Source organism: Micromonospora sp. WMMC273 (genome assembly GCF_027460285.1).
In the GTDB taxonomy this organism is placed as follows: Bacteria; Actinomycetota; Actinomycetes; order Mycobacteriales; family Micromonosporaceae; genus Micromonospora; species Micromonospora aurantiaca.
On sequence record NZ_JAPZBE010000001.1, the window covers coordinates 5,041,892 to 5,065,671 of the forward strand.

Annotated in this window: 21 protein-coding genes and 1 pseudogene; 12 read left to right on the forward strand and 10 right to left on the reverse strand. The window is 73.1% G+C overall.

The window, feature by feature from the left end; translation table 11 throughout:
* The first annotated feature begins 13 nt into the window (after positions 1 to 13).
* Positions 14 to 2,194, forward strand: a complete 2,181-nt coding sequence (locus O7611_RS23310) for an MMPL family transporter (RefSeq protein ID WP_194800555.1) — start codon at positions 14 to 16, stop codon at positions 2,192 to 2,194.
* A 34-nt stretch (positions 2,195 to 2,228) separates the two neighbouring features.
* Here the strand turns inward: O7611_RS23310 and O7611_RS23315 are convergent, their stop codons facing one another.
* Positions 2,229 to 3,485: an erythromycin esterase family protein gene (locus tag O7611_RS23315; RefSeq protein ID WP_269697588.1), complete on the reverse strand. Its 1,257-nt coding sequence runs from the start codon at positions 3,483 to 3,485 to the stop codon at positions 2,229 to 2,231.
* Between the two features lie 92 nt (positions 3,486 to 3,577).
* On the opposite strand from O7611_RS23315, the gene O7611_RS23320 reads away from it, so the two are divergent.
* Complete coding sequence (locus O7611_RS23320) at positions 3,578 to 3,772, forward strand: DUF2795 domain-containing protein (RefSeq protein WP_091422483.1); 195 nt, start codon at positions 3,578 to 3,580, stop codon at positions 3,770 to 3,772.
* Here the strand turns inward: O7611_RS23320 and erm are convergent.
* Together erm and O7611_RS23330 are read right to left on the reverse strand one after the other, a co-directional pair.
* Positions 3,756 to 4,562, reverse strand: a complete 807-nt coding sequence (gene erm / locus O7611_RS23325) for an ErmE/ErmH/ErmO/ErmR family 23S rRNA (adenine(2058)-N(6))-methyltransferase (RefSeq protein WP_269697589.1) — start codon at positions 4,560 to 4,562, stop codon at positions 3,756 to 3,758. The genes O7611_RS23320 and erm overlap by 17 nt on opposite strands.
* Before the next feature lie 424 nt (positions 4,563 to 4,986).
* Entirely contained in the window at positions 4,987 to 5,883 is an 897-nt protein-coding gene (locus O7611_RS23330; RefSeq protein WP_194800552.1) for a Gfo/Idh/MocA family protein, read from the reverse strand.
* A gap of 131 nt (positions 5,884 to 6,014) precedes the next feature.
* Here O7611_RS23330 and O7611_RS23335 point away from each other — a divergent pair, with 131 nt between their 5' ends.
* Entirely contained in the window at positions 6,015 to 6,431 is a 417-nt protein-coding gene (locus tag O7611_RS23335; protein WP_442929370.1) for a hypothetical protein, read from the forward strand.
* Positions 6,424 to 6,899 (forward strand): annotated as a pseudogene (locus O7611_RS23340) (hypothetical protein). The gene O7611_RS23335 and the pseudogene O7611_RS23340 overlap by 8 nt, the downstream one beginning before the upstream one ends.
* On the opposite strand, the gene fabG reads toward O7611_RS23340, so the two are convergent.
* Entirely contained in the window at positions 6,872 to 7,630 is a 759-nt protein-coding gene (gene fabG / locus O7611_RS23345; RefSeq protein ID WP_030271818.1) for a 3-oxoacyl-ACP reductase FabG, read from the reverse strand. The pseudogene O7611_RS23340 and the gene fabG sit on opposite strands and share 28 nt — an antisense overlap.
* Positions 7,631 to 7,690: 60 nt before the next feature.
* Positions 7,691 to 9,343, reverse strand: coding sequence for an alpha-amylase family protein (locus tag O7611_RS23350; protein ID WP_269697591.1), 1,653 nt, complete (start codon positions 9,341 to 9,343; stop codon positions 7,691 to 7,693).
* Between the two features lie 53 nt (positions 9,344 to 9,396).
* Here O7611_RS23350 and O7611_RS23355 point away from each other — a divergent pair, with 53 nt between their 5' ends.
* Together O7611_RS23355 and O7611_RS23360 are read left to right on the forward strand one after the other, a co-directional pair.
* A complete protein-coding gene (locus O7611_RS23355) occupies positions 9,397 to 9,993 on the forward strand; it encodes a DUF1349 domain-containing protein (RefSeq protein WP_194800548.1) in 597 nt (198 codons plus the stop codon).
* A 70-nt stretch (positions 9,994 to 10,063) separates the two neighbouring features.
* Positions 10,064 to 10,726 (forward strand): DedA family protein, encoded by a 663-nt coding sequence (locus tag O7611_RS23360; RefSeq protein ID WP_194800547.1) that lies wholly within the window; start codon positions 10,064 to 10,066, stop codon positions 10,724 to 10,726.
* A 13-nt stretch (positions 10,727 to 10,739) separates the two neighbouring features.
* Here O7611_RS23360 and O7611_RS23365 read toward each other — a convergent pair whose 3' ends face one another.
* The 4 genes from O7611_RS23365 to O7611_RS23380 all read right to left on the reverse strand — a co-directional run bounded on the left by O7611_RS23365 (position 10,740) and on the right by O7611_RS23380 (position 15,096).
* Complete coding sequence (locus O7611_RS23365; protein ID WP_194800546.1) at positions 10,740 to 12,302, reverse strand: cellulose binding domain-containing protein; 1,563 nt, start codon at positions 12,300 to 12,302, stop codon at positions 10,740 to 10,742.
* Positions 12,303 to 12,444: 142 nt separating this feature from the next.
* Positions 12,445 to 13,869, reverse strand: coding sequence for a carbohydrate-binding protein (locus tag O7611_RS23370; protein WP_269697592.1), 1,425 nt, complete (start codon positions 13,867 to 13,869; stop codon positions 12,445 to 12,447).
* A gap of 78 nt (positions 13,870 to 13,947) precedes the next feature.
* Positions 13,948 to 14,694, reverse strand: coding sequence for a YidC/Oxa1 family membrane protein insertase (locus O7611_RS23375; RefSeq protein WP_269697593.1), 747 nt, complete (start codon positions 14,692 to 14,694; stop codon positions 13,948 to 13,950).
* A 126-nt stretch (positions 14,695 to 14,820) separates the two neighbouring features.
* Positions 14,821 to 15,096, reverse strand: coding sequence for a DUF6412 domain-containing protein (locus O7611_RS23380; RefSeq protein WP_030503186.1), 276 nt, complete (start codon positions 15,094 to 15,096; stop codon positions 14,821 to 14,823).
* A 206-nt stretch (positions 15,097 to 15,302) separates the two neighbouring features.
* On the opposite strand from O7611_RS23380, the gene O7611_RS23385 reads away from it, so the two are divergent.
* The 4 genes from O7611_RS23385 to O7611_RS23400 all read left to right on the forward strand — a co-directional run bounded on the left by O7611_RS23385 (position 15,303) and on the right by O7611_RS23400 (position 20,338).
* Positions 15,303 to 16,451 carry a carboxylate-amine ligase gene (locus O7611_RS23385; protein WP_194800543.1) on the forward strand — a complete coding sequence of 383 codons (1,149 nt, stop codon included), beginning with the start codon at positions 15,303 to 15,305 and terminating at the stop codon, positions 16,449 to 16,451.
* A gap of 41 nt (positions 16,452 to 16,492) precedes the next feature.
* Positions 16,493 to 17,875: an FAD-dependent oxidoreductase gene (locus tag O7611_RS23390; RefSeq protein ID WP_269697594.1), complete on the forward strand. Its 1,383-nt coding sequence runs from the start codon at positions 16,493 to 16,495 to the stop codon at positions 17,873 to 17,875.
* 77 nt (positions 17,876 to 17,952) lie between these two features.
* Positions 17,953 to 19,374 (forward strand): WGR domain-containing protein, encoded by a 1,422-nt coding sequence (locus O7611_RS23395; RefSeq protein ID WP_194800541.1) that lies wholly within the window; start codon positions 17,953 to 17,955, stop codon positions 19,372 to 19,374.
* 91 nt (positions 19,375 to 19,465) lie between these two features.
* Positions 19,466 to 20,338, forward strand: a complete 873-nt coding sequence (locus O7611_RS23400; protein ID WP_194800540.1) for an aminoglycoside phosphotransferase family protein — start codon at positions 19,466 to 19,468, stop codon at positions 20,336 to 20,338.
* Positions 20,339 to 20,386: 48 nt separating this feature from the next.
* Here the strand turns inward: O7611_RS23400 and O7611_RS23405 are convergent, their stop codons facing one another.
* Positions 20,387 to 21,196, reverse strand: a complete 810-nt coding sequence (locus tag O7611_RS23405; RefSeq protein WP_194800539.1) for an Fpg/Nei family DNA glycosylase — start codon at positions 21,194 to 21,196, stop codon at positions 20,387 to 20,389.
* Positions 21,197 to 21,474: 278 nt separating this feature from the next.
* Between O7611_RS23405 and O7611_RS23410 the strand changes: the two genes are divergently transcribed.
* A complete protein-coding gene (locus O7611_RS23410; RefSeq protein WP_194800538.1) occupies positions 21,475 to 22,224 on the forward strand; it encodes a cellulose binding domain-containing protein in 750 nt (249 codons plus the stop codon).
* A 5-nt stretch (positions 22,225 to 22,229) separates the two neighbouring features.
* Positions 22,230 to 23,687 carry an RICIN domain-containing protein gene (locus O7611_RS23415; protein WP_194800724.1) on the forward strand — a complete coding sequence of 486 codons (1,458 nt, stop codon included), beginning with the start codon at positions 22,230 to 22,232 and terminating at the stop codon, positions 23,685 to 23,687.
* The last annotated feature ends 93 nt before the right edge of the window (positions 23,688 to 23,780 follow it).

A 23,780-nucleotide genomic window follows, 5' to 3' on the forward strand; every position in this document is an offset into this window, starting at 1 on the left:
ACAAGGAAGGTCCATGGCGACCCTGCTGTACCGGCTCGGCCGGGCATCCCTGCGCCGGCGGCGACTCGTCGCCGTCGTCTGGCTCGTCGTACTCGTCGGCCTCGGCCTGGCCGCGGCCACGCTGCGGGGCCCGACGGCGAGCAACTTCACCATGCCGGGCACCGAGTCGCAGAAGGCGATCGACCTGCTCGCCGACCGCTTCCCGGCGGCCAGCGGCGCCACCGGCACCATCGCGATCAAGGCGCCGCAGGACGGCGCGCTGACCTCACCCGCCGGACAGGCGGTGGTCAAGCAGGTCACCGAGGAGGCGGCCACGCTGCCCGGCGTGGTCGGCGCGGTCGACCCGTACCAGGCGCAGGCGCTCACCCCGGACGGCCGGTACGCGCTGGTCCAGGTGCAGTTCGCCGGCGGCGCGGACGAGGTCACCGACGAGCAGCGCGACGCGTACGAGAAGGTCGGCGCGCAGGCCGAGGCGCAGGGCTGGCAGATCGCCCCCGGTGGCGAGGTGCTGAACGCCGAGCCGGAGGTCGGCTCGACCGAGGCGATCGGCGTGCTGGTCGCGGCGATCGTCCTGGTGATCACGTTCGGCTCGCTCGTGGCGGCCGGCATGACCATGCTGAACGCGCTCATCGGCGTCGGCGTCGGCATGGCCGGTCTGTTCGCGCTCAGCGGCGCGGTCGAGCTGACCAGCACCGCGCCGATCCTGGCGCTGATGCTCGGCCTCGCGGTCGGCATCGACTACTCGCTGTTCATCACCTCCCGGCACCGGCAGAACCTCCTCGACGGGCTCTCCCCGGAGGAGGCGGTCGGTCGCGCGGTCGGCACCGCCGGCTCGGCTGTGGTCTTCGCCGGCGCGACGGTCGTGGTGGCGCTCGCCGGCCTGGCCGTGGTGGGCATCCCGTTCCTCACCGTGATGGGCCTGGCCGCCGCCGGCACCGTCACGATCGCCGTACTGGTGGCGATCACGCTGGCCCCGGCGCTGCTCGGCTTCGCCGGCCACAAGGTGCTGCCGCGCAAGCTGCGTGACCGCAAGGCGGTCGAGGACCCGACCACCGGCTCCGAGGACCGCTCCGGCTTCGGCTTCCGCTGGGCGCGGTGGGTGACCAAGCTGCGCATCCCGGTGATCCTGGTCGGGCTGCTCGGCCTCGGCCTGCTCGCGATCCCGGCCCAGGACATGCGCCTGGCGCTGCCGGACGCCTCCGCCGCCGCCGAGGGCACCCCCGCCCGGGTCAGCAGCGACCTGATCCGTGAGGGCTTCGGCCCCGGCTTCACCGGCCGGCTCGCGGTCGTGGTGACCGCCGACTCGCCGCAGGACACCCAGGCCGCCATCCCGCAGGTGACCGCGCTGGTCCAGAAGACCGACGGGGTGCTGGCCGTGGCCCCGCCGCAGGTCGACCCGTCGGGGCGTACCGCGCTGATCGGGGTGATCCCGAAGACCGGACCGACCGACGAGGCCACCGAGACGGTGGTGCATGACATCCGCAAGCAGGTCTCCGGCATCCAGAACGCCGACGTGCTGCTCACCGGCGTCACCGCGGTCGGCATCGACGTGTCGGAGAAACTCTCCGACGCGCTGCCGGTCTACCTGCTGCTGGTGGTGGGCCTGTCGATCCTGCTGCTGATGCTGGTGTTCCGGTCGATCCTGGTGCCGGTCAAGGCGGCGCTCGGCTTCCTGCTCACCGTGGCGGCCACGTTCGGCATCACCGTCGCGGTGTTCCAGCAGGGCCACCTGGCCGACCTGGTCGGCCTGGACACGCCGGCCCCGCTGGTCAGCTTCCTGCCGATCCTGCTCATCGGCATCCTGTTCGGCCTGGCTATGGACTACGAGGTCTTCCTGGTCTCCCGGATGCGCGAAGACTTCGTGCACGGCGACACCGCCCAGCAGGCCACCATCAACGGCATGGGGCACGGCGCCCGGGTGGTCACCGCCGCCGCGCTCATCATGATCTCGGTGTTCGGCGGCTTCGTGTTCCTGGAGGACCCGATCATCAAGTCGATGGGCTTCGCGCTCGCGATCGGTGTCGCCATCGACGCGTTCGTGGTCCGGATGACGATCGTGCCGGCGGTGATGTCGCTGCTGAACAACGCCGCCTGGTGGCTGCCGCGCTGGCTGAACAAGATCCTGCCCAACGTGGACGTCGAGGGTGAGGGCCTGCGCGCCCACCTCGCCGAGAAGCAGCACGCGAACGTGTGATCGGTGCGGGTGGGGCCGCGCGGGGCCCCACCCGTCACACACCCGCCGGGTACGTCTCCATCTCGCCCGGCGTCACGCACGCCGGCAGCGGGTGCAGCGCGGTCGTCTCGTCGCACCAGATGAACGCGTCGTAGCGCTCGCCCAGCCGGGTCGGCACGTAGTTGCCCCAGGACTCGAAGCTCGGGTCGTACACCACCCCGATGGCCCGGTGGTCCGCCTCGCCGGTCACCCACTCCGGCTGGTCGTCGCCGCCGAACACGAGCACCGCCCGGTCCGGCATCAGCTCGTGCAGCCGGTGCTCCACCGAACCCTCCCGAGCCGGCGGCACCACCATCGTCTCGGCCGGTGAGCCCCAGCGCGGCGCGGCGACCACGCTGCCGTGCCAGCTGCCGAAGCCGATCAGCGCCACCGCGTCCCGGCCGTGCCGTTCCCGGCCCAGCTGCCCGATGTTGACCATGCCGTCCGCCGCCATGTCGGTGGCCCGGGCGTCGCCGACGTGCGTGTTGTGCGCCCACACGATGCCCCGCGAGTCCGGCCCGTACCGGTCGAGCAGCCGGTCGAGCGTGTCGGCCATGTGGACGTCGCGGACGTTCCACGACTCGGGGCCGCCACCGACCATCGCCCGGTAGTACCGCTCCGCGCCGGCCACCACCTCCGCGTTCTGCCAGGCCGAAAAGCGGTCCGGGCCGTCCGCGGCGGCCTGCTCCCGGGTACGCGCCAGCAGCCGGACCACCTCCTCCTCGCACCGGGCGGAGACGAACCGGCTGGCCATCCCGTACTCCTCGGGTCGCTTGCCGTACGGCTCGAAGCAGCGGTACGCCTCCTGGGCGGCCTCCAGCGAGGCCGGATCCTCCTCACCGAGGTAGTCGAAGATGGCCTGCATCGATTCCCAGAGGGAATACACGTCCAGCCCGTGGAAGCCGGCCCGCTCCCCCTCGGGGCGGTCCAGGTTCCACGCCCGCAGCCAGCGGCAGAAGCGGGCCACCTCGGCGTTCGCCCACATCCAGGTCGGCCAGCGTTCGAACCGTTCCAGCGCGACGAGCGGATCGGCCAGCCCGCCCGGCGCGCCGACCACCGACCGGTGCACCCGGTCGCAGTCCGGCCAGTCCCCCTCCACCGCCACGAAGTCGAACCCCTGTTCGGCGATGAGCCGCCGGGTCAGCTGTTCCCGCAGCCGGTAGTAGTCGTAGCTGCCGTGCGTCGCCTCGCCGATCATCACCACCCGGGCGTCCCGTACGCGGTCCAGCAAGGGGTCGAAGTCGCTCGGCGCGCCGAGCCGCTGTACCAGCATGTCCGCGGCTACCCGGGGCCCGCCGGGACAAACCGCAACCGCGGCCCGGCGGCAGCGGGCATGCCGCCGGGCCCAGCGGGTAGCCGAGCGGCATGACCGTCACCGGCGCGCAGTTGCAGGAGTTCCTGGCCGGGCTGGACTACCCGGTCTCCCGGGAGGACCTGGTCCGCTGGGGCCAGGAGAACGGAGCCAGCACCGAGACGCTCCAGCGGCTGCGCACGCTGCCGGCCGAGGAGTTCGACACCCCGGCCGAACTGGTCGAGGCGCTGGTCACGCTCGCCGGTTGAGCGGCGCGTGCAGCAACCGGAACAGCACCAGCCACTGTTCCGGCCAGACCAGCCCGACCGGGGTGTCCGGCGCGATCCGCGCGGCCCGCAACGCGCCGTCGACCCGCGGCCGGGGATGGCCCGCGCGCAGCGAGGCCGCGAGCGAGCCGCCGACTCCGCCGAAGCCCAGCTCCACCATCCGCCGGTACGCGGGCAGCATCGCCGGTGCCACGAGTGGCGTCGTCCGGCGCTCCAGCCGCAGAATGCCCCCGTCCACCCCCGGCACCGGCCGGAACGCGGCCCGGGGCACCCGCCCGGCCAGCCGCCAGTGGTGTTCGGGCCAGGTGAGCACGGTGAGCCGGCTCCACCGGCCGTGGTCGCCGGTGCGCTTACGGGCGTAGTCGAGCTGGGTGAGCAGCGTCGCGACACGCAACCCTGGTGCGGCCAGGCACCAGCGGACCACCGCCGCGGTGAGCGACCAGGGGATGTTGCCAGCCACCGAGAACGGCCCGGCGGGCGGGGGCGCGGCCAGGAAGTCGGCCGCCCGTACCTCGACGTTCGGCAGCGGAGCGCAGGCCGCTGTCAGCTCGGGCAGCACGGCCGGGTCGACCTCGTACGCGATCAGCCGCCCGCACCGCGCGGCGAGCGGCCGGGTCAGCCGGCCGCGACCGGCGCCGACCTCCAGCAGCAGGTCGTCCGGGCCGGGCCGGACCGCGCGGACCATCCGCGCGACGGCGGCCGGGTCGGCGAGGAAGTTCTGGGACAGTACGCGACGGGACCGGTCGCGTGCGGTGGTTCGGCGGGGCGCCACGGGTTCGTCCTGTCTGTCGCCGGACGGCGACGGGTACGGACCGCTGCGCTGGTGTCCCCCGCCGTCGAGGCGGCGTGGGGCGGATCGGGCGGGCGGTCCGAGCGGATCGGGACTCGGACGACCCTGGACGGTGGCCGGGACGCGGCGCATGCCTGAGAGGGCCACCTCGGCGAGGTGGCGTGGACGAACCACGGGTACCGCCACCTCGGCGAGGTGGCACGACCGGCGCCCCTCGGGGCGGGTCGGGAACCGGCGGTCGGGTCAGACGCGGGCGGCGTACCGGCCGGCCAGGGCCGGGCGCCGGAACCGCGGACGGGCGTCCAGGAGGAGCCCGTACGCGGCCGGCGCGGCGGCCACGCGGATCAGGGCATGCGTGAACATGCCGCCACGCTAACGACCGGGTCCAGCCCGAGCGACCGGTTTCCTACAGGTCGACGGTGCGTCCCTGCGCCCGGGCGGTCTGCGCGGCGTCCAGCACCGCCACCACCTCGCGGCCGAACCGCACGTCGCAGCGGTGGTCGCGGGTGCCCGCGTCGACCTCCTCCAGCAACTGGTCGAGCGCAGCGCCGAACGCCTGGAGCGCGCTGCCGTCGCCGGGCGGGACGGTCTCGGTGCCGTTCTCGCCGAAGAAGACGAAGTCCCGGGTGACCGCCTCGGACGGCGCGTCCAGGGTGAGCGAGAGCGAGCTGGTCGCGCCGCCGTCGTGGGTGAGCAGCAGGTGCACCAGACCGCTCGGGCCGTCCATCGCGGCGACCCGGGTGACCCGGCCGAGCACCGGCAGGATCAGCGACAGGGCGTGCGGGCCGATGTCCCACAGCGCGCCGCGCTCCCGCCGCCAGGTCGAGTCGCCGTACGGGTTCCCGGGCTGGAAGATCGACGCGAACATGGTGGCGCGGGCGTGCTGCCAGCCACCCGCCGCGGCGGTCGAGGCGAGGAACCCGGTGACGTTCGGGTGGAAGCGCTGGGTGAAGAAGACCACCGACGCCACCCCGGACGCCTGTGCCGCGTCGACCACCCGGTCGGCGTCGTCGAGGTCGAGCGCCAGCGGCTTGTCCAGCAGCAGGTGCCGCCCGGCGGTGGCGGCCCGGACGGCGATGTCGGCCTGCACGTCCGGCGGAAGCGCCACGGCGACCGCGTCGCAGGCGTCGATGAGCGCGTCCACGTCGGTGAAGACCGGTACGCCGTGCCGGGTGGCCAGCTCCTCCGCCTTCGCCGGGTTGCGCCCCCAGACGCCGGCGAGCCGTGCCCGCGGGTGCGCCTCGATGGCCGCGGCATGCGTCTCCGCCGCCCAGTAACCGGTGCCGAACAACCCGAACCGCACCCCGACCCCCTGCCGTCGACGTCCGCCACCGGCGTACGCCGGGACCGTGATCCACGCTAGTCCCCCGGCCCGTCCGGCGCGCCCCGACCCGGCGGGCGAGCCGCTACTACACCGGTTAGTAGGCTGTGCCGGTGAACGACACCGTGTCGACGACCAGCGCGGCGGCCGCCTCCGCCTCCCCGGTGGACGGGCCGCTCGCCACGGTCGCGATCGTGATCTCGCTGGCGGTCGCCGTCTGGGCCCTGGTGGCGGCGGTACGCCACCGGCCGCCGGACCGGATCCAGTTCGCCGGCCTGGCCGTGCTGGAGGTGGCGCTGCTCGCGCTCACCGTGACGGCTCTCGTCGCGCTCGGCGGCGGGGAGCGACCGGGCGAGCCGGGCGCGTTCTTCGGGTACCTGGCGACGCTCGTCTGCCTGCCGCCGCTGGCCTGGGTGCTGGCCCGGATGGAGCCGACCCGCTGGGGCTCCGGCATCGTCTGCGCGATCTGCCTGGTCACGCCGGTGGTGGCGGTACGGCTCCAGCAGACCTGGGAGGTCCTCGGTGGCTGACCCGACGACCGCGAACGAGCAGCGCGCCACCAACCGCGGCCCGGGCCGGCTGCTGATCGCCGTCTACATCGTCTTCGCCATCGCCGCGACCTCGCGGGCGAGCTTGCAGATCGCCACGAAGTTCGACGAGGCGCCGGTGGCGTACCTGCTCTCCGCGGTCGCCGCGCTGATCTACATCGTGGCGGCGGTCGGGCTGGCCCGGGCCGGGCACGCCGGCCGCCGGGTCGCGCTCGCCTGCTGCACGGTCGAACTGGTCGGCGTGCTCGGGGTGGGCGTGCTGAGCATCGCCGACAAGGAGCTGTTCCCGGACGAGACGGTCTGGTCCGACTTCGGCAGCGGCTACGGCTACGTGCCGCTGGTGCTGCCGGTGCTCGGCCTGTTCTGGCTCTGGCGCACCCGGCGCGACCCCGCCTGAGCGGGCCCGCGCCGGGTCGGGCCGGTCAGTCCTTCGGACCGCCGGCGACGTAGATGACCTGGCCGGACACGAAGGACGCGCCCTCGCTGGCCAGGAACGAGATGGTGTGCGCGACGTCCTCCGGGCGGCCGGGACGGCGGACCGGGATCTCGGCTGCGGCGTGCTTCTGGAGGTCGTCGAAGTCGACCTTCATCCGCGCCGCGGTGGCGGCGGTCATGTCGGTGACGATGAAGCCCGGCGCGACCGCGTTGACAGTCACCCCGAACGGGCCCAGCTCGATCGCCAGCGTCTTGGTGAAGCCCTGGAGACCGGCCTTGGCGGCCGAGTAGTTCGCCTGGCCCCGGTTGCCGAGCGCGGACGTGCTGGACAGGTTGACGATCCGGCCCCACTTCGCCTCGACCATGTGCTTCTGCGCGGCCTGGCTGAACAGGAACGCCCCGCGCAGGTGCACGCCCATGACCGTGTCCCAGTCGCCGTCGGTCATCTTGAACAGCAGGTTGTCGCGCAGCACGCCGGCGTTGTTGACCAGGACGGTCGGTGCGCCGAGTTCGGCGGCGATCCGCTCCACGGCCGCCTCGACCTGGGCCCGGTCGGACACGTCGGCACCGACGCCGAGCGCCCGGCCGCCGGCCGAGCCGATGGCGTCCACCGTCTCCTTGGTGGCGGACTCGTCGATGTCGACCACGGCGACGGCCATGCCGTCGGCCGCCAGCCGTCGGGCGGTCGCCGCCCCGATGCCGCGCGCGGCTCCGGTCACGATGGCGACGCGGGGCTCCTCCGACATGCTTACCTCCCGGTAACTTGTGGCTCGATCGAAGGAGCTTAACCCGCCGGTAGGCGCCCCCTACCGCTCGTGGCCCCGGCAGAGCCGGATCCACCGGTAGCCGTACCCGGCGAGCTTGAGCCGGTCGAGCTTGCCCACGTCCTCGTAGTTGCGGTCGTTGAGCACGTCGATCGGCAGGTCCGCCTCCGGCGCCAGCTTGCTCAGGTCCACCTCCACGTCCTCGGTCCCCAGGTTGTGCAGGAAGACCATGGTCCCGGTACGCCCGTCGGCACGGTGCGCGAGCACGCCCGGGGGCATCGGCACGTCGATGTGGGTGGTGCTGCCCGAGCCGGTCTCCGGCGCCTCCCGCAGCGTCCGGATCATCCGCTCGAACCAGCCGAGCAGCGACCGCGGGTCCTTGCGCTGGGCGGTCACGTTGACGTTCTGGTAGCCGTACTCACCCTTGTCGATCACCGGGCGGACCAGCTTCTCCGGCTCCGCGGTGGAGAAGCCGGCGTTGTCCGCGTAGGACCACTGCATCGGGGTGCGGATCGCGTCGCGCCCGTCCAGCGTCAGGTCCTCCCCCATGCCGATCTCCTCGCCGTAGCGCAGCACCGGCGTGCCGCGCAGCGAGAACTGCAGCGAGTACGCCAGCTCCATGTGCCGGCGGTCGTTGCCCAGCATCGGCGCGAGCCGACGGCGGATGCCCCGGCCGTAGAGCTGCATGTTCTCGTCCGGACCGAACTTCGCCAGCACGTCGTTGCGCTGGTCCGCGGTGAGCCGGGACAGGTCGATCTCGTCGTGGTTGCGCAGGAACGTGGCCCACTGGCCGCCGGTGGGCAGCTTCGGGGTGTCGCGCAACGCCTCGATGATCACCTCCGGGTCCTCGCGGGCCAGGGCGAGCATCAGCCGGCCGTTGAGCATGAAGTCGAACAGCATGTGGATCCGGTTGCCCGAGCCGCTGCCGTCGCCGAAGTAGACCGGCAGCTCGTCCGGCTCGACGTTCGCCTCGGCCAGCAGGACCGAGTCGCCGCGCCGCCACTGCACGTGCTGACGCAGATCGGTGAGGAAGTCGAAGTCCTTCGGCGAGTTCGGGTTGCCCGGTTCGGTGCGCTCGATGATGAACGGCACCGCGTCCATCCGGAAGCCGGAGACGCCGAGCTGGAGCCAGAACGAGGTGATCTTCTTGATCTCCGCGCGGACCTTCGGGTTCTCGATGTTCAGGTCCGGCTGGAACTTGTAGAAGCGGTGGTAGTACCACGCCTTGGCGGTCCGGTCGTAGGTCCACGTCTCGTGCTGCTCGCCCGGGAACACCATGCCCTGGTGGCGGTCGGCCGGCTCGTGGTCGGCCCAGACGTACCAGTCCCGGTACGGCGAGTCCGGCGACGAGCGGGCGGACTGGAACCACGGGTGCTGGTCCGAGGTGTGGTTGACCACCAGGTCGATGATCACCCGGATGCCCCTGTTACTCGCCTGGTGCAGCAGTTCGGCGAAGTCGCCGAGCGTGCCCAGCCGCGGGTCGACGTTGTAGAAGTCGGTGGCGTCGTACCCGTCGTCCTTGTTCGGCGAGGGATGGATCGGGTTGAGCCACAGGCAGGTCACGCCGAGCCGGGCCAGGTAGTCCAGCCGGCCGATCAGCCCCTGGAAGTCACCCACCCCGTCGCCGTCGGAGTCCGCGTACGTGTCGACGTCGAGGCAGTAGACGACCGCCTCCTGATACCACCTGTCACCCATGCGAGGACTACTTCTCCGAACGCGCGCGACGGCAAACCCGGTACGGTGCTCCGATGAGCGAGGAGGCGTACGACTGGTCCGCCGGCACCTGGCTGAACCCGCCGGAGCGGGCCGAGCCGGTAGACGGCGGCGGCCTGCTGGTCGAGCCGCACGGCGGCAGCGACTTCTGGCGGCGCACCAGCTACGGCTTCGTGCACGACGACGGCTCGGCGCTGCTCGCGCCGTTCGGCGTGGACAGCGCCGTGGAGGTGTCGTTCGTCCTCGACTACACGGCCCAGTTCGACCAGGCCGGCGTGCTGGTGCGGGTGGACGACCGGCGGTGGACCAAGGCCGGGGTGGAGGTGAGCGACGGCGCGCCGCAGGTGGGCGCCGTGGTCACGGACGAGTTCTCCGACTGGTCGGTGGCGCCGGTGCCGCAGTGGTCGGGCCGGGAGGTGACGGTCCGGGTGAGCCGGGCCGGGGACGCGCTCACCGTACGGGCCCGGTGCGCGGACGAGCCGTGGCGGCTGGTGCGCGTCGCGCCGCTCGACCCGGCGGCGGAGGCGTCGGCCGGCCCGTACTGCTGCTCGCCCAGCCGGGGCGGGCTGCTGGTCCGCTTCACCGGCTGGCGGCGGGGTCCGGCGGACGCCGCGCTGCACCCCGAGGGCTGAGTCACAGGTGTGACACCGGCCGGTCCGGGTAAAACCTTCGGATCTCCGGCTCTCGCGTGGAAGGACCGACATGGCCCTGGCCCAGGACGTCGACCCGAACCAGTTCACCGGGCTGACCGGCTGGGTGGCGAGCGTGATCGACTCGCTCGGCGCGGTCGGTGTGGCGCTGCTGGTGGCGCTGGAGAGCATCATCCCGCCGATCCCGAGCGAGATCGTGCTGGCGATGGCCGGCTACCTGTCCGCCGAGGGGCGGTTCAACGTGGTGGTGATCGTGGTCGCCGCGACAGTCGGCTCGCTGATCGGCGCGCTGGTGCTCTACTGGCTGGGCGCGGCGCTCGGAGAGGACCGGCTCAAGCGCTGGCTGGACCACATCCCGCTGGTCGACCTGGAGGATCTGGAGAAGGCCGACCGCTGGTTCGAGCGGCACGGCCGGTGGGCGGTGCTGATCGGCCGGGTGGTGCCTGTGGTGCGCAGCCTGGTCTCGATCCCGGCCGGCGCCAACCGGATGCCGCTGGGCGAGTTCATCCTGCTCACCACGCTCGGCAGCGGCGTGTGGAACGCCCTGATCGTCGGCGCGGGGTTCGCCCTCGGGTCGCGGTGGGAGGACGTCGACAGGTACAGCCAGTGGTTCAACTACGCGATCTTCGCCGTCTTCGGCTTCATGATCGTGAGCTGGGCGGTGAAGAAGGTGCGCCGGCGGCGCGCCCGGCAGTCGGTGACCACCGGGCGCTGACCGCCGCGCGGGCTCAGAAGCCCGCGGTGATGCCGGTGAACTCCCAGGTGTTCTGCGCGATGCCGGAGCAGTTTGCGACCACGCCGCCGCCGGGGCAGGGCCGGTCCCGGTTGACCGACCAGAACGTGAACCGGGCCAGGCCGCGGGCCTTGGCCCAGTCGCGGATCTGCGTCCACGTGGCCGGCGAGGTCAGTTCCTGCTGGTCGGAGAGGCCGTTCATGCCGGACAGGCCCATGTGGGCGTACGCGGTGGCGTCGGACCAGCCGAACGCGTTGCGCAGCGCGGTCTTCAGGCCCTCGGCCGCGTTCACGGTGTTCTGGTACATGTTCGCGCCGCCGCCGAAGTCGAACGGCATGATCGTGAACACGTCGATCCCGGTGCCCTTCGCGGCGGCCTGGTTGATCAGCCGGGTGCCGTAGTACGACGGCCCGGTGGTCGAGGTGCCGAACGTGATGATGGTCTTGATCCCCGGGTTGTTCTGCTTGACGATCTTCAGGGCGTCCAGGATGCGGTCCTGCACCACCTCGTTCTCGAACTCGTCGCTGTTCTCGATGTCGATGTCGATCGCCTTCAGCCCGTACGCATTGATGACCTGCTGGTACGCGCCGGCCAGGGCAGCGGCGGTCGAGCAGTTCGGGCCGAGCTTGTTGCCGCTCCACCCGCCGAAGGACGGGATGACGTCGCCGCCGGCCGCCTTGATCGCGGCGATGGTGGCGGCGTGCGTGCCGCCCGTCAGCGGCCCGGTGCCGTCCCAGGCCGGGGTGCAGCCGCCGCCGGAGAGCACGAACGCGATGGTGAACCACTTGATCCCGGTCGCGCCCATCACGGTGGCGGGCGCGGGCGGGTCGCCCCAGCCCGGGTAGAGGTAGGGCGCGGCGGCCATGACACCGCCGCCTCCACCGGTGCAGCCGCTCGTGGTGGCCGCGACCGCCGCCGACTTCGCCGACTCGCCGCTGCCGTTGTACGCGGTCACGGTGTAGCTGTGCCCGCTGCACGCGGCCAGCCCGGAGACGGTGGCCGAGGTGCCGGTGACGGTGGCCCTGACGGTGCTGCCCTCGTACACGCGGTAGCCGGTGACGGTCCCGGAGACGGCGTTCCAGGCGAGTGCGACGGAGGACGCGGTGGTGCCGGTGACCCGCAGGCCGCCGGGGGTGGCGGGCGCGCCCGGGTTGCCGGGGTTGCCGCCGGTGCAGGAGGCGCCGTTCACTGTGCAGTTCACCGGGTCGCCGGTGCCGCTGACGACGAAGCCGAAGCTGGTGCTGGCGCCCGGGGCGAGCGCGCCGTTCCAGGACTGGTTGACGGCGGTGACGTGCTGGCCGGAGGTGGTCAGGCGGGCGTCCCAGAACGAGCCGAGCGTGCTGCCGGACGGCAGGTCGAACTGGACGTTCCACGAGGAGATCGCGGCGGAGCTGTCGTTTGTGACGGTGAACCGGGCCTCGTACCCGCTGCTCCAGCTGGAGGTGCGGACGAAGGCCGCGGTGGCGGCGGAGGCGGGCGGGGCGGCGAGCAGGGCACCGGCGACCACTGCTGTGGTCAGCGCGGCGGCGAGCGTCGCCAGGCGGGGGCGGAGTCTCACGGCGTCCTCCAGGGGACGGGCGGGGGTGGAGAGGAATTCACAACCGTCGACGTGCGCCTATTATTAGGAGTGTTAACTGTTTCTGTCCAGCACCGGTTCGACGCGGCCCGGACCGGTGGGTCCGGGCCACGCCCGGCCGCGCTCAGCGGCGGAAGGTGAACCAGTTGACGTTGACGAAGTCGGACGGCTGGCCGCTGCTGAACGTCAGGTAGACGGTGTGCCGACCGGTCACCACGCCGACGTTGCCCGGCACCGAGCGCCAGGTCTGCCAGCCGCCGGTGTTGCCCACCGCGAAACTGCCGATCGGGGGCGCGGTCGGGCTGTCCACCCGGACCTCCACCAGCCCGCTCACCCCGGACGCCGCGCCCGAGGCGACCCGGGCCACGAAGTCGCGCGGCGGCGTGGAGCCGAAGTCGACGTTGTCGTAGCGGGCCCAGTCGCCGTTGGCGAGCCAGCCGATGTCCTGGCCGCCCTCGGAACACGTCTCCACCTGCACGCCGTTCTGCGCGTTGAACGACTCGGCCTGGATCGTCGCGTACGGGTCGCGTACCCCGCCCGGCGGCGGCGTGGTCGGCGTCGGCGACGGGTTGCTCCCGCCGCCGCGGGTGTAGACGGCCACGTAGTCGACGAGCATCGACCGGCCGGACACGGTCGAGGCGGTGGGCGTCGCCGAGCCGGCCACGCCGTCCGGGAAGCCGCCGCCCATCGCCACGTTGAGCAGCAGGAAGTAGCCGGCGTGGTTGGTCATCTGACTCCAGTACGGCTCACCGATCTGGTTCTGCCCGACGGTGTGGAAGAGCTGGCCGTCGACGTACCAGCGCAGTTGCTGCGGGCTGACCGAGGCGTCCCACTCGAACCGGTAGGTGTGGAACGCCGACTGGCAGGTGCTGCCCGGGCAGGCCCGGGAGGCGCCGATGCCGTTGAACTCCCCGCACGGACCGCCCGGCGCGACGCCGCAGTGCAGGACGCCCCAGACCGAGTTGATCCCGTTGACGTTCTCCATCACGTCGAACTCGCCGATACCCGGCCAGTTCTGGTAGTTGCCCCGGTACGGCGAGCCGAGCGCCCAGAACGCCGGCCAGTACCCGGACGCCGCCGCGCCTGTCACATTCGGCATCTGGATCCGGCCCTCCAGGGCCAGCACGCCGCCCGACGGCGGCTTGAAGTTCGCCCGTACCGTCTCGATCCGGGCCGAGGTCCAGCGGCCTGCGGAGTCCCGCAGCGGCGTGATGCGCAGGTTGCCCGAGCCGTCGTGGGCCAGGTTGGCGGTGCTGGACGTGTAGGTCTGGATCTCGCCGGTGCCCCAGTTGGCCGGGCCACCCGGATAGCTGGTGCCGGTGTCGATGATCCAGTTGGCGGACGAGGGCAGCGTGCCGGCGGAGCCGATGAAGTCGTCGCTCCACACCAGGTTCCACCCGGACGGCGTCGGGGGCACCGCGGCCTGGGCGGTCATCGAGACGCCCGCGAGGGCTGTGGTGAGCGCGAGGACGCCGGCGGCCAGGGCGAGCCGGCGGCGTGATCGGGGCACGGTGGCGGAGGCGGCCGCAGCCGCCGGGATCGGGTTCATTCGGGGTGCCTCTCTGCGGGGACGGGTCCGGGAGAGCGCTCTCTGAGAGCGATTTCTACGCGCCCGCCCCCGCACTTGTCAACGCTTGTCGATGGCCTCCGCCGGCTGCGGCCGACGCAGCACCACCTGCTCCAGCGCCGTCCACGCGGTGGTGGTGACCAGATAGAGCACCGCCGCCAGCGGCACCACGAGCGCCACCAGCACCGTGCCGTAAGGCAGCAGCGGCAGCACCCGCCCGAGCACCGCCGCGCCCGGACCCTCGGTCGGCGTCCCGGCCACCGTGCCGGTGGCGGCCGCCGCCCGGCGCATCCGCCGCGACGACCACCAGGCCAGCGCGAGCAGCGCGGCCAGCAGCACGCCGAACACCAGCGGCACCGGGCCGGCCAGGCCGTCGCCGAGGTGCCACCCCAGCGGTACGCCGGCGAGCCGCTCCCCCAGCAGCTGCGGCGCGCCGTCACCGGTGGCGAACAGGCGGTACATGACCAGGAAGAACGGCGCCTGCAACAGCGCCGGCAGACAGCCCGCGACCGGGCTGGCCCCGGCGTTGCGGTAGAGCGCGAACAGCTCGCTCTGGAGGCGGGCCGGATCGTCGGCGTACCGACGCTGGAGTTCCCGTACCTCGGGGGCGAGCGCGGTGCGGCGCCGCTCCCCGCGGATCTGGGCCACCGTCAGCGGCGAGATCAGCAGCCGGACGGCGACGGTGAACAGGACGATGGCGGCCGCAGTGGCGGCGCCGCCGGTGAGCGGGGCGAGCACGTCGGCGAGCCAGGTGACGACTGAGGCCGCGGCCGAGGCCGCGGAGTGCAACGGTGCGAAGGCGAGCATGGGTGGACCCCTCGATGGCGATTCCGGGTGTCCCGGGTGGCGACGTGCCGCACCTCGGGACGGATGACGACGGAATCGGCCGCGGAAGCCGGGGAGGGAGGCCCGCCGACGCGGGCCGGGAGGTGGCTACGCGGCCGAGGGGCGCAGGCCGGGTGCGCGGGGCCGCGGACGGCCCGGCGCGTCCGGGTCGACCTGCCGGGGCACCCCGCGACGGCGGGCGCGGGCACGCAACGCGGCGGCGAACCGGGTGCCGGGCGGCGTGGGCAGCGCGCGGACCCGCAGCGCGAGCAGGGTGGCGAGCAGCAGCGCGGCGACGACCGCCGCACCGGCGAGCAGCCCGGCCGGCCGGTCGGCGAACAGGGCGAGGGCGTACGCCCACGCCCCCGTCAGCACCGCCAGCATCCCCGCCACACGGCCACCCTAGCCCGCCGTGTCACGCCCCGCGGGTCCGTGCGCGCACACCGGTCCGGCGCCCGGCCGACCCGGCCGGCGTACCCCGAACGGGCGAACCGGCCGACACGCCCACCGGCACGTTTCCCGAAACGGACACGGTGGGTAACAGATCCTCGACCACGCGGCACGGTGCCGCGAGCGGTCCGGAGGAGACGGTGGTGACGATGAGTGGCTCAGTGGCGGAGCGGGAGCGGAGCGCCGCATCGGGCGGAACCGACCTGCTGACAGTCGGCGTCGAGGAGGAGTTCCTGCTCGCCGACCCGCACACCGGGACCGCCGTACCCGCCGTCGACCTGGTCATGGAGCAGGTGCCGGCCGAGCTGCGCGGTCAGGTGGAACGCGAGTTCCAGACCAGCCAGATCGAGATCGGCAGCCCGCCCGGGCTGGACCTGTCCTCGATCCGGCACTCGCTGTCGATGCTGCGCGCCGAACTGGCCGACGCTGCCGAGCGGGCCGGCGTACGGCTGCTCGCGATCGGCACCGGGCCGGTCGACGGGCCGGTGCCGCCGGTGGTGGACAAGCCGCGCTTCGACCGGATGATCGAGCGGTTCCGGCTGCTGGTGCCCGGTCCCGGCAACAACGGCATGCACATCCACGTCGGCATCCCCGATCCGGACACCGGTGTGCAGGTGCTCAACCACGTCCGGCCCTGGCTGCCGATCCTGCAAGCGGTCACCGCGAACTCCCCGTTCTCCCGGGGCGAGGACACCGGGTACGCGAGCTGGCGCTCGGTGGAGTGGGAACGCTGGCCGTCGGTCGCACCCACCCCGTTCCTGGAGTCGCACGAGCACTACGAGCGGTTGATCCGGCAGCTCATCGCCAGCGGCGTGATGCTGGACGAGGGGATGCTCTACTGGTACGCCCGCCTGTCCGCCAAGTACCCCACGGTGGAGATCCGCATCGGCGACGTCTGCCCGTCCGTGGACGACGCGGTGCTGGTGGCGGCGCTGGTCCGCGCGCTCGTCGCCACCGCGCTCACCGACATCGCCGCCGGCCGTCCGGCCGTCAACACCGACCACCACCTGCTGGTGGCGGCGCACTGGCGGGCCGCCCACGACGGGCTGGAGGGCGAGGGCGTCGACCTCACCGACGGTGAGCTGCGCCCGGCCTGGGAACTGCTGGACCGGCTCGTCGACCGGCTGCGCCCGGAACTGGAACGGCACGACGACCTGGACCGGGTGACCGACCTGCTGGGCGCGCTGCGGCGGCACGGCAGCGGCGCGGCGCGGCAGCGGGCGGTGTTCGCGCGTACCGGACGGCTCGTCGACGTGGTCGCGGACGTGGCACGGCAGACCCGTGGCTGAGCGGTCGTGCGGCCGCGGCCCGGCGTGACAGGATGGGCGACGTGGCCGAGCGCATGATCGTCATCGGTGGCGACGCCGCCGGCATGTCGGCGGCGTCGCAGGCGCGGCGCCGCCGCCGCGACCGCTCCGACCTGGAGATCGTCGCGTTCGAGCGAGGGCACTTCACCTCCTACTCGGCCTGCGGCATCCCCTACTGGGTGAGCGGCCTGGTGGAGGAACGGGACGAGTTGATCTCCCGTGATCCGCAGACCTTCCGCGACGAGTTCGGCATCGAGGTCCGTACCCGGCACGAGGTCACCGCCATCGACCTGGACCGCCGCGAGGTCCTCGCGCGGGACCTCGACGGCGGCGGCGAGGTCCGCGCCGGTTTCGACACCCTGGTGTACGCCACCGGCGCGTCCCCGGTGCAGCCGGACTGGGCACGCGACGACGTGTCGGGCGTGTTCGGCGTGCAGACGCTGGACGACGGCGCGGCGCTGATCGCCTGGCTCGAACGCGAGCCCCGGCCCCGGCGCGCGGTCGTCGTCGGCGGCGGTTACGTCGGCGTCGAGATGGCCGAGGCGCTCGTGCAGCGCGGGCTCTCCGTCCAGCTCGTGGAGCAGGCCGACCAGCCGATGTCGACAGTGGACCCGGACATGGGCGAGCTCGTGGCCGACGCGATGCGCGGCACCGGCATCGGCGTCCGCACCGGCCTCACGGTCACCGGTCTCCAGGAGCGGGACGGCCGGATCTCCGCCGTGGTCACCGACGAGGGGCCGATCCCGGCCGACGTCGTGGTGCTGGGTCTCGGCGTACGCCCCAACACCGCGCTTGCGGAGGCCGCCGGCCTGCCGATCGGTCCCTCCGCCGCGGTGCGGACCGACCGCCGGATGCGGGTGCCCGGCGTACCCGGTGTCTGGGCGGCGGGCGACTGCGTGGAGTCGCTGCACCGGGTCAGCGGCATGCCGGTGCACATCCCGCTCGGCACGCACGCCAACAAGCAGGGCCGGGTCGCGGGCATCAACATCGGCGGCGGGTACGCCACCTTCCCCGGCGTCATCGGCACCGCCGTCACCAAGGTCTGCGAGCTGGAGGTGGGCCGTACCGGGCTGCGCGAGCGGGACGCGCGGGAGGCCGGATTCGAGTTCGTGACGGTGCTGGCCCAGTCGACGAACCGGGCCGGCTACTACCCGGGCGCGCGGGAGATGACCGTCAAGCTGATCGCCGAGCGGCCCAGCGGGCGGCTGCTCGGGGCGCAGATCGTCGGCTGGTCCGAGGCGGCCAAGCGGATCGACGCGCTCGCGGTCGCGCTGTGGAACGGCATGACGGTGGACGAGATGACGGCGCTCGACCTGGGGTACGCGCCGCCGTACGCGCCGGTGTGGGACCCGGTGCTGATCGCCGCCCGCAAGGCCGTCGACGCCCTCGCCGCCGACGGCAGATGAGAAGTGTCGGTGGCCGGCGTTAGCGTGTGCGCGCTGTCGCGTTGCCGGTCCGGCACTTCCCCTCGGAGGTAACCCCCATGTCGCAGGAGACGACCTACCTCGAACTGTCCGAAGTGGACGGTGGAGCGCACAAGTTCTACGAGGTGGTGGTCGACGACACCGCGATGACAGTGCGCTACGGGCGGATCGGCGACCAGGGCCAGGTGAAGACCAGCACCTACCCGGACAACGCCCGCGCCCGCGCCGCCGCCGCGAAGAAGATCGGCGAGAAGGTCCGCAAGGGGTACGCCCCGGCGGTGCCGGGCGTACGCCAGAAGCGCACTGTGTCGCGCCGGCAGATCGTCAGCACCCGCTCGACCGCCCGCACCGCCCCGGTCCTCTGGCGGTACGCCTCGGGCGCGCCGGCCTTCGGCATCTTCGTCGACGACAGGCACTGCATGGTCGGCAACGAGCACGGCGTGATCACCACGCTCGACCACGACGCCCGGCTGGTCAACCAGGTCCGGCTGCCCGACGGGGTGAAGTGCATCGTCGCCGACGACGCCTGGGTCTACGCGGGCTGCGACGACGGCAACGTCTACGACCTGTCCGGCAAGGTGCCCCGCGCGGCGTACGCGATCGCACCCGAGATCGACATCTACTGGCTGGACATCCACGACGGCGTGCTGGGCGTGTCCGACCGGGACGGCGGCATCTCGGCGATCGACCACGAGGACGAGTTCCTCTGGCGCCGGCCGGGGCGGGGCCGGTCGGCGTGGATGGTGCGCTGCGACGCCGACGCGCTCTACCACGGCCACTCGCAGGGAGTCACCGGCTACGACTGGCGTACCGGGCGCGAGCTGTGGCACACCGGCACCGGGGCGGTGCTGTTCGGCTGGCAGGAGCGGGACGCCGTCTTCGCCGGTACGGGCACCCGCGAGGTGGTGCGCCTGCGCAAGGACGGCCGGGCCGAGCAGGTCTACCGCTGCGACTCGGCGGTCTTCTCCTGCGCCACCGCAGAGGGCGGCCGGTACGTGTTCGCGGGCGACAGCGCCTCCTCGATCTACTGCTTCGACCAGGCCGGCAACCGGCTGTGGAAGCTCGGCACCGGCTGCGGCTCGGCGTACTCGATGCAGTACCACGACAACCGGCTCTACGTGGTCACCACGAGCGGCTACCTGGCCTGCATCGACGCGAGCGAGACGGCGATCCGGGCGGCCGAGGCGGGCAGCGTGCCCGACGTGGTCGACGTCAAGGCGCCGGCCCGGATGCCCGAGACGGCCGCCTGGACCTCGGTCGAGGTGACCACCGACGCGCGCGACGGCGTGCTGGTGCAGTGCGTCGAGCAGGGCGGCCGGCTGCGCGTGCACGTGCTCGCCGACGGCTACCGGCGGGACTGGTCGGTGCAGTTCCCCAAGGGCATCCGCGAGCCGGGCGCGCGCTACCTGGTGACCGAGGTCCGCGAGTCCGGCCGGGGCGGCTTCTACCGGGCGTACGGGGACATCCGCCGGCTGCGCTGACGCGTACCGGCGAGGCGCGGGGCCCGCAACCGGCGAGCGCGAGACCGGCCCGGGGGCAGCGGATCGTCGCCCCACCGTTCAGGATGTCCGGATGCGGTGCGACATTCCCGAAGGGCTGCGCTGGGTCGAGCGGACGGAGGCCGGCCGGGCATGGCTCGCGGAGCTGCCCGGCCGGCTGGCCCACTGCGTCGCGCGGTGGGAGCTGACGGTCGGCCCGCCGTTCGCGTACGCGTTCGCCTCGCTGGCGCTGCCCGCGATGCTTCCCGACGGCACCCGGGCCGTGTTGAAGCTCCAGTACCCGGACGACGACAGCGTGCACGAGGCCACCGCGCTGGCGCACTGGGACGGGCGCGGCGCGATCCGGCTGCTCGGCCACGATCCCGGCCGGCGCGCGCTGCTCGTCGAGCGGTGCGACCCCGGCACGCCGCTGCACTCCCTGGCGGCCGACGCGGCGCTCGACGTCGCGGTCGGGTTGCTGCCAGGGCTCGCGGTGCCGGCCGGTGCGCCGTTCACGCCGCTGGCCGAGGAGGCGGCCGGCTGGGCGGAGCGGATGCCCGGCAACTGGCGGCGGACCGGCCGCCCGTACGAGCGACGGCTGCTCGACACCGCGCTCGGGCTGCTCGCCGACCTGGCGCCGAGCCAGGGTGAGCAGGTGTTGGTCAACCAGGACCTGCACGCGGGAAACATCCTGGCCGCCGGGCGCGAACCGTGGCTGGTGATCGACCCGAAGCCGCTGGTCGGTGAGCGGGAGTTCGCCGTGGTGCCGCTGGTGCGCGGCGCGGAGCTGGGCCACTCCCCCACGGCGGTCCGGCACCGGCTCGACCGGCTCAGCGCCGAGCTGGGTCTGGACCGGGAGCGGGTACGCGGCTGGGCGATCGGCCAGACGGTGGCCTGGAGCATCGGCGGCGACCAGGTCTTCCCCGGCAACGTCGAGGCGGCCCGCTGGCTGCTCGACGAGATGTGACAGCGCCGCCGCACCCGGAGCGGGCGCAGCGGCAGGTACGCCGAGAGGTCAGCCCGCCTGGCAGGTGGGGCACCAGTAGAGGTTGCGTCCGGCGAGCGCGCCCCGGCTGACCGGGGTGCCGCAGACGTGGCAGGGCGCGCCGGGGCGGCGGTAGACGTACACCTCACCGCCGTGCCTGTCCACGCGCGGCGCACGGCCGGTCACCTCCGGCAGGTCGGCGTCGCGCACCGTGTCGATCCGCCCCCGCTCGACCGCGCGGGCCATCAGCATCACGAGGTCCGCCCAGAGTTCGGCCCAGCCGGCCGGCGTCAGCTCCCGGCCGGGCAGCAGCGGCGGCAGCCCGGCCCGGAACAGCGCCTCGGTCACGAAGATCAGACCGGTGCCGGCCACCACCGACTGGTCGAGCAGCAGCGCGGCCAGCGGGGTGGGGCTGCGGCGGATCCGCGCGTACGCCCGGTCCGGGTCGGCGTCGGCGCGCAGCGGGTCGGGCCCGAGCCGGTCGCGCAGCGCCGCCGCCTCGGGTGGGGTCAGCAACTCGCAGGCGGTCGGGCCGCGCAGTTCCAGCCAGTGCCGGTCGCTGTGCAGACGCAACCGCACCTGCCCGACCGGGGCCGGCGGCTCCCCCGGCCCGTCGGCGAACTTGCCGTACAGACCCAGGTGTACATGCAGCGTCAGCTCGCCCGCGTAGTGGTGCAGCAGGTGCTTGCCGTACGCCTCGGTGCCGTCCAGGACGGTGCCGCTCAGGCGGGCCGCGCCCTCGGCGAAGCGCCCCTGCGGGCTGTCGGCGTGCACCTTGTCGCCCGCGAACAGCTCGGCGTGCCGGGCGGCGAGGCGGTGGATGCTGTGTCCCTCTGGCACAACGGCCAAGCGTAGCCAGCAGGCCGCGCCGCCGGCGACGTCGGGTGCCGGGACGGCATTGAATCGACGGTCGTCTACTGAAAGACTGGCGGCGGCAGCGCTCGGGAGCCAGTGCGAGCAGCTCGATCTCGCCGGAGGGACAAGCGCGGGGTGATGCGCCACCCCGGTGCCGGGCAGTCGTCTCCGGCAAGTCCGCCGTGCCGCCGCGGCGGCGACATCGCGGTCCACCACCACTCCGGCGCCGACCGCCCCCGGCGCCCCCAGCTCGGGAGAGACAGATGCTCCGTACCCTCGGCGCGGCGCTGGCCGCCACCCTCGCCCTGACCGGCCTGGCCGCCTCGGCCGGTGCCGACCGGTCGCCCACCACCACGGCGATGACGCCCGCCACCGCGGCGACGCCCACCCCGACGCCCACGTACGCCTGCCCGCCGGCGCTGCCGGTCACCGGTCAGGCCACCGGGGCCACCACGACCAGCCTCACCATCACCTACTGGATGGTGCTCAGCCCGCCCTGCGGTTACGACCCGCCGCTGCTCATCAGCCTCTTCACCAGCCGCGAGGACGCCACCGCGTGGCGCGATCCGGTGGCCGAGGCCGTCACCGGGCCGGAACGATCCGGCACGGTGACCATCGGCGGCCTGGCCCCTGGTAGCGAGTACTGGTTCCGGTTCGGCGACACCAAGGGCACGCGGGATCCGTACGTGATCGGTGGACCGGCGCGCACGCTGTCGCTCTGCTCCGCGACCGCCACTGTCGACAGCAGGTGGGGCGGCGGCTTCGTCGCCACGGTGACTGTGCGCAACGGCGGCACCGAGCCGGTCCCGGGCTGGCTCGTCTCGTGGCGGTGGCCCGGTGACGAGCGCATCCAGTCGGTCTGGGGCGGGGTGGCCGAGGGCTCCGGCCAGGACGCCGCGGTCCGCAACGCCTCCTGGAACGGGACGCTGGCACCCGGCGCGTCGACGACGTTCGGCCTGCTCGTGGCGAGCAGCGCGACGCCCGCCGCGATCACGCCGGCCTGCGGGCGATGACCGGCATGCGGTGGACGGCACGGCACGGCGGTGCCGGCCGCCTCCTGGCGGCAGGGCTGGCGCTCGCCGTGGCCGTCGCGGCGACGGTGGTTGGCCCGGCGGCGGGTGCGCTGGCGGCCCCGGTGACCGTCCCGAACGGCACCCAGTTCACCGACACCAGCGGCGCCGTGGTGCACGCCCACGGCGGCGGTGTGCTCAAGGTCGGCGACTACTACTACTGGTTCGGCGAGAACCGCAACCCGGACAACACGTTCCGGGCGGTGTCCGTCTACCGCTCGACGGACCTGCGCACCTGGGAGTTCCGCAACCACGTGCTCACCCAGTCGTCGGCCGCGGAGCTGCGGGTCGCCAACATCGAGCGGCCGAAGGTCGTCTACAACGCGGGCACCGGCCGGTTCGTGATGTGGATGCACAAGGAGAACGGGTCCGACTACAACGAGGCGCGGGCCGCCGTCGCCTCGTCTGCCACAGTGGACGGGAACTACACGTACCACGGCAGCTTCCGGCCGCTCGGCCAGCACATGTCCCGCGACATCACGCTCTACAACGACAACGGCACCGCGTACATGATCTCGGCGGCCGACGACAACTACGACCTGCACATCTACCGGCTCACCTCGGACTATCTCAACGTGGCCGCCCTGGTGGGCAACTTCTGGGACGGCGCGCACCGGGAGGCGCCGGCGATGTTCAAGCGGGGCTCGACGTACTTCCTGCTGACCTCGGGGGCGACGGGCTGGAGCCCGAACCAGGCCCGGTACGCCACCGCGCCGAGCATCTCGGGACCGTGGAGCGGCTGGACCGACGTGGGCAACGGCACCACCTTCAACTCCCAGCCGGCCTTCGTGCTGCCGATCCAGGGCACGTCCGGCACCAGCTACCTCTACCTGGGTGACAGGTGGGCGGGCGCCTGGGGCGGCCCGGCGAACGACTCCCAGTACGTGTGGCTGCCGATCGCCTTCCCGACCGCCACCAGCATGAGCCTGACCTGGTATCCGTCCGTCACCGTCGACACGGCGGCGGGCACCGTCACCGGCAACTCGCCCACGTACCACCGGGTGACCGCCCGGCACAGCGGCCGGGTGCTCGACGTGATCAACGGCTCCACCGCGAACAACGCCGAGGTCAAGCAGTGGGGCTGGAACGGCGGCGGCAACCAGCGGTGGGAGTTCCAGGACGCCGGTGGCGGCTGGTTCCGCCTCGTCAACGCGGCGAGCGGCAAGTGTCTCGACGTCGCCAACGCGTCCACCGCCGACGGCGCCAACATCATCCAGTACACCTGCGGCAGCGGCGCCAACCAGCAGTGGCAGTGGGCCGCGCTCGGCGGCTGGTTCCAGTTGCGGGCCCGGCACAGCGGCAAGTGCCTGGACGTGGTGAACGCCGGCACCGGGGACGGCGCGGACGTCCAGCAGTACGCCTGCGGTACGGGCACCAACCAGCAGTGGTCACGCACCGTGTCGTGACCGTGCGGCGCGCCTGAGTGTGCGGAGCGGACCCAGGGGTGTCGATTTCGGCACACCTGGGTACTTCCTGCTTGTCATGCGCGGCCTCCGCGC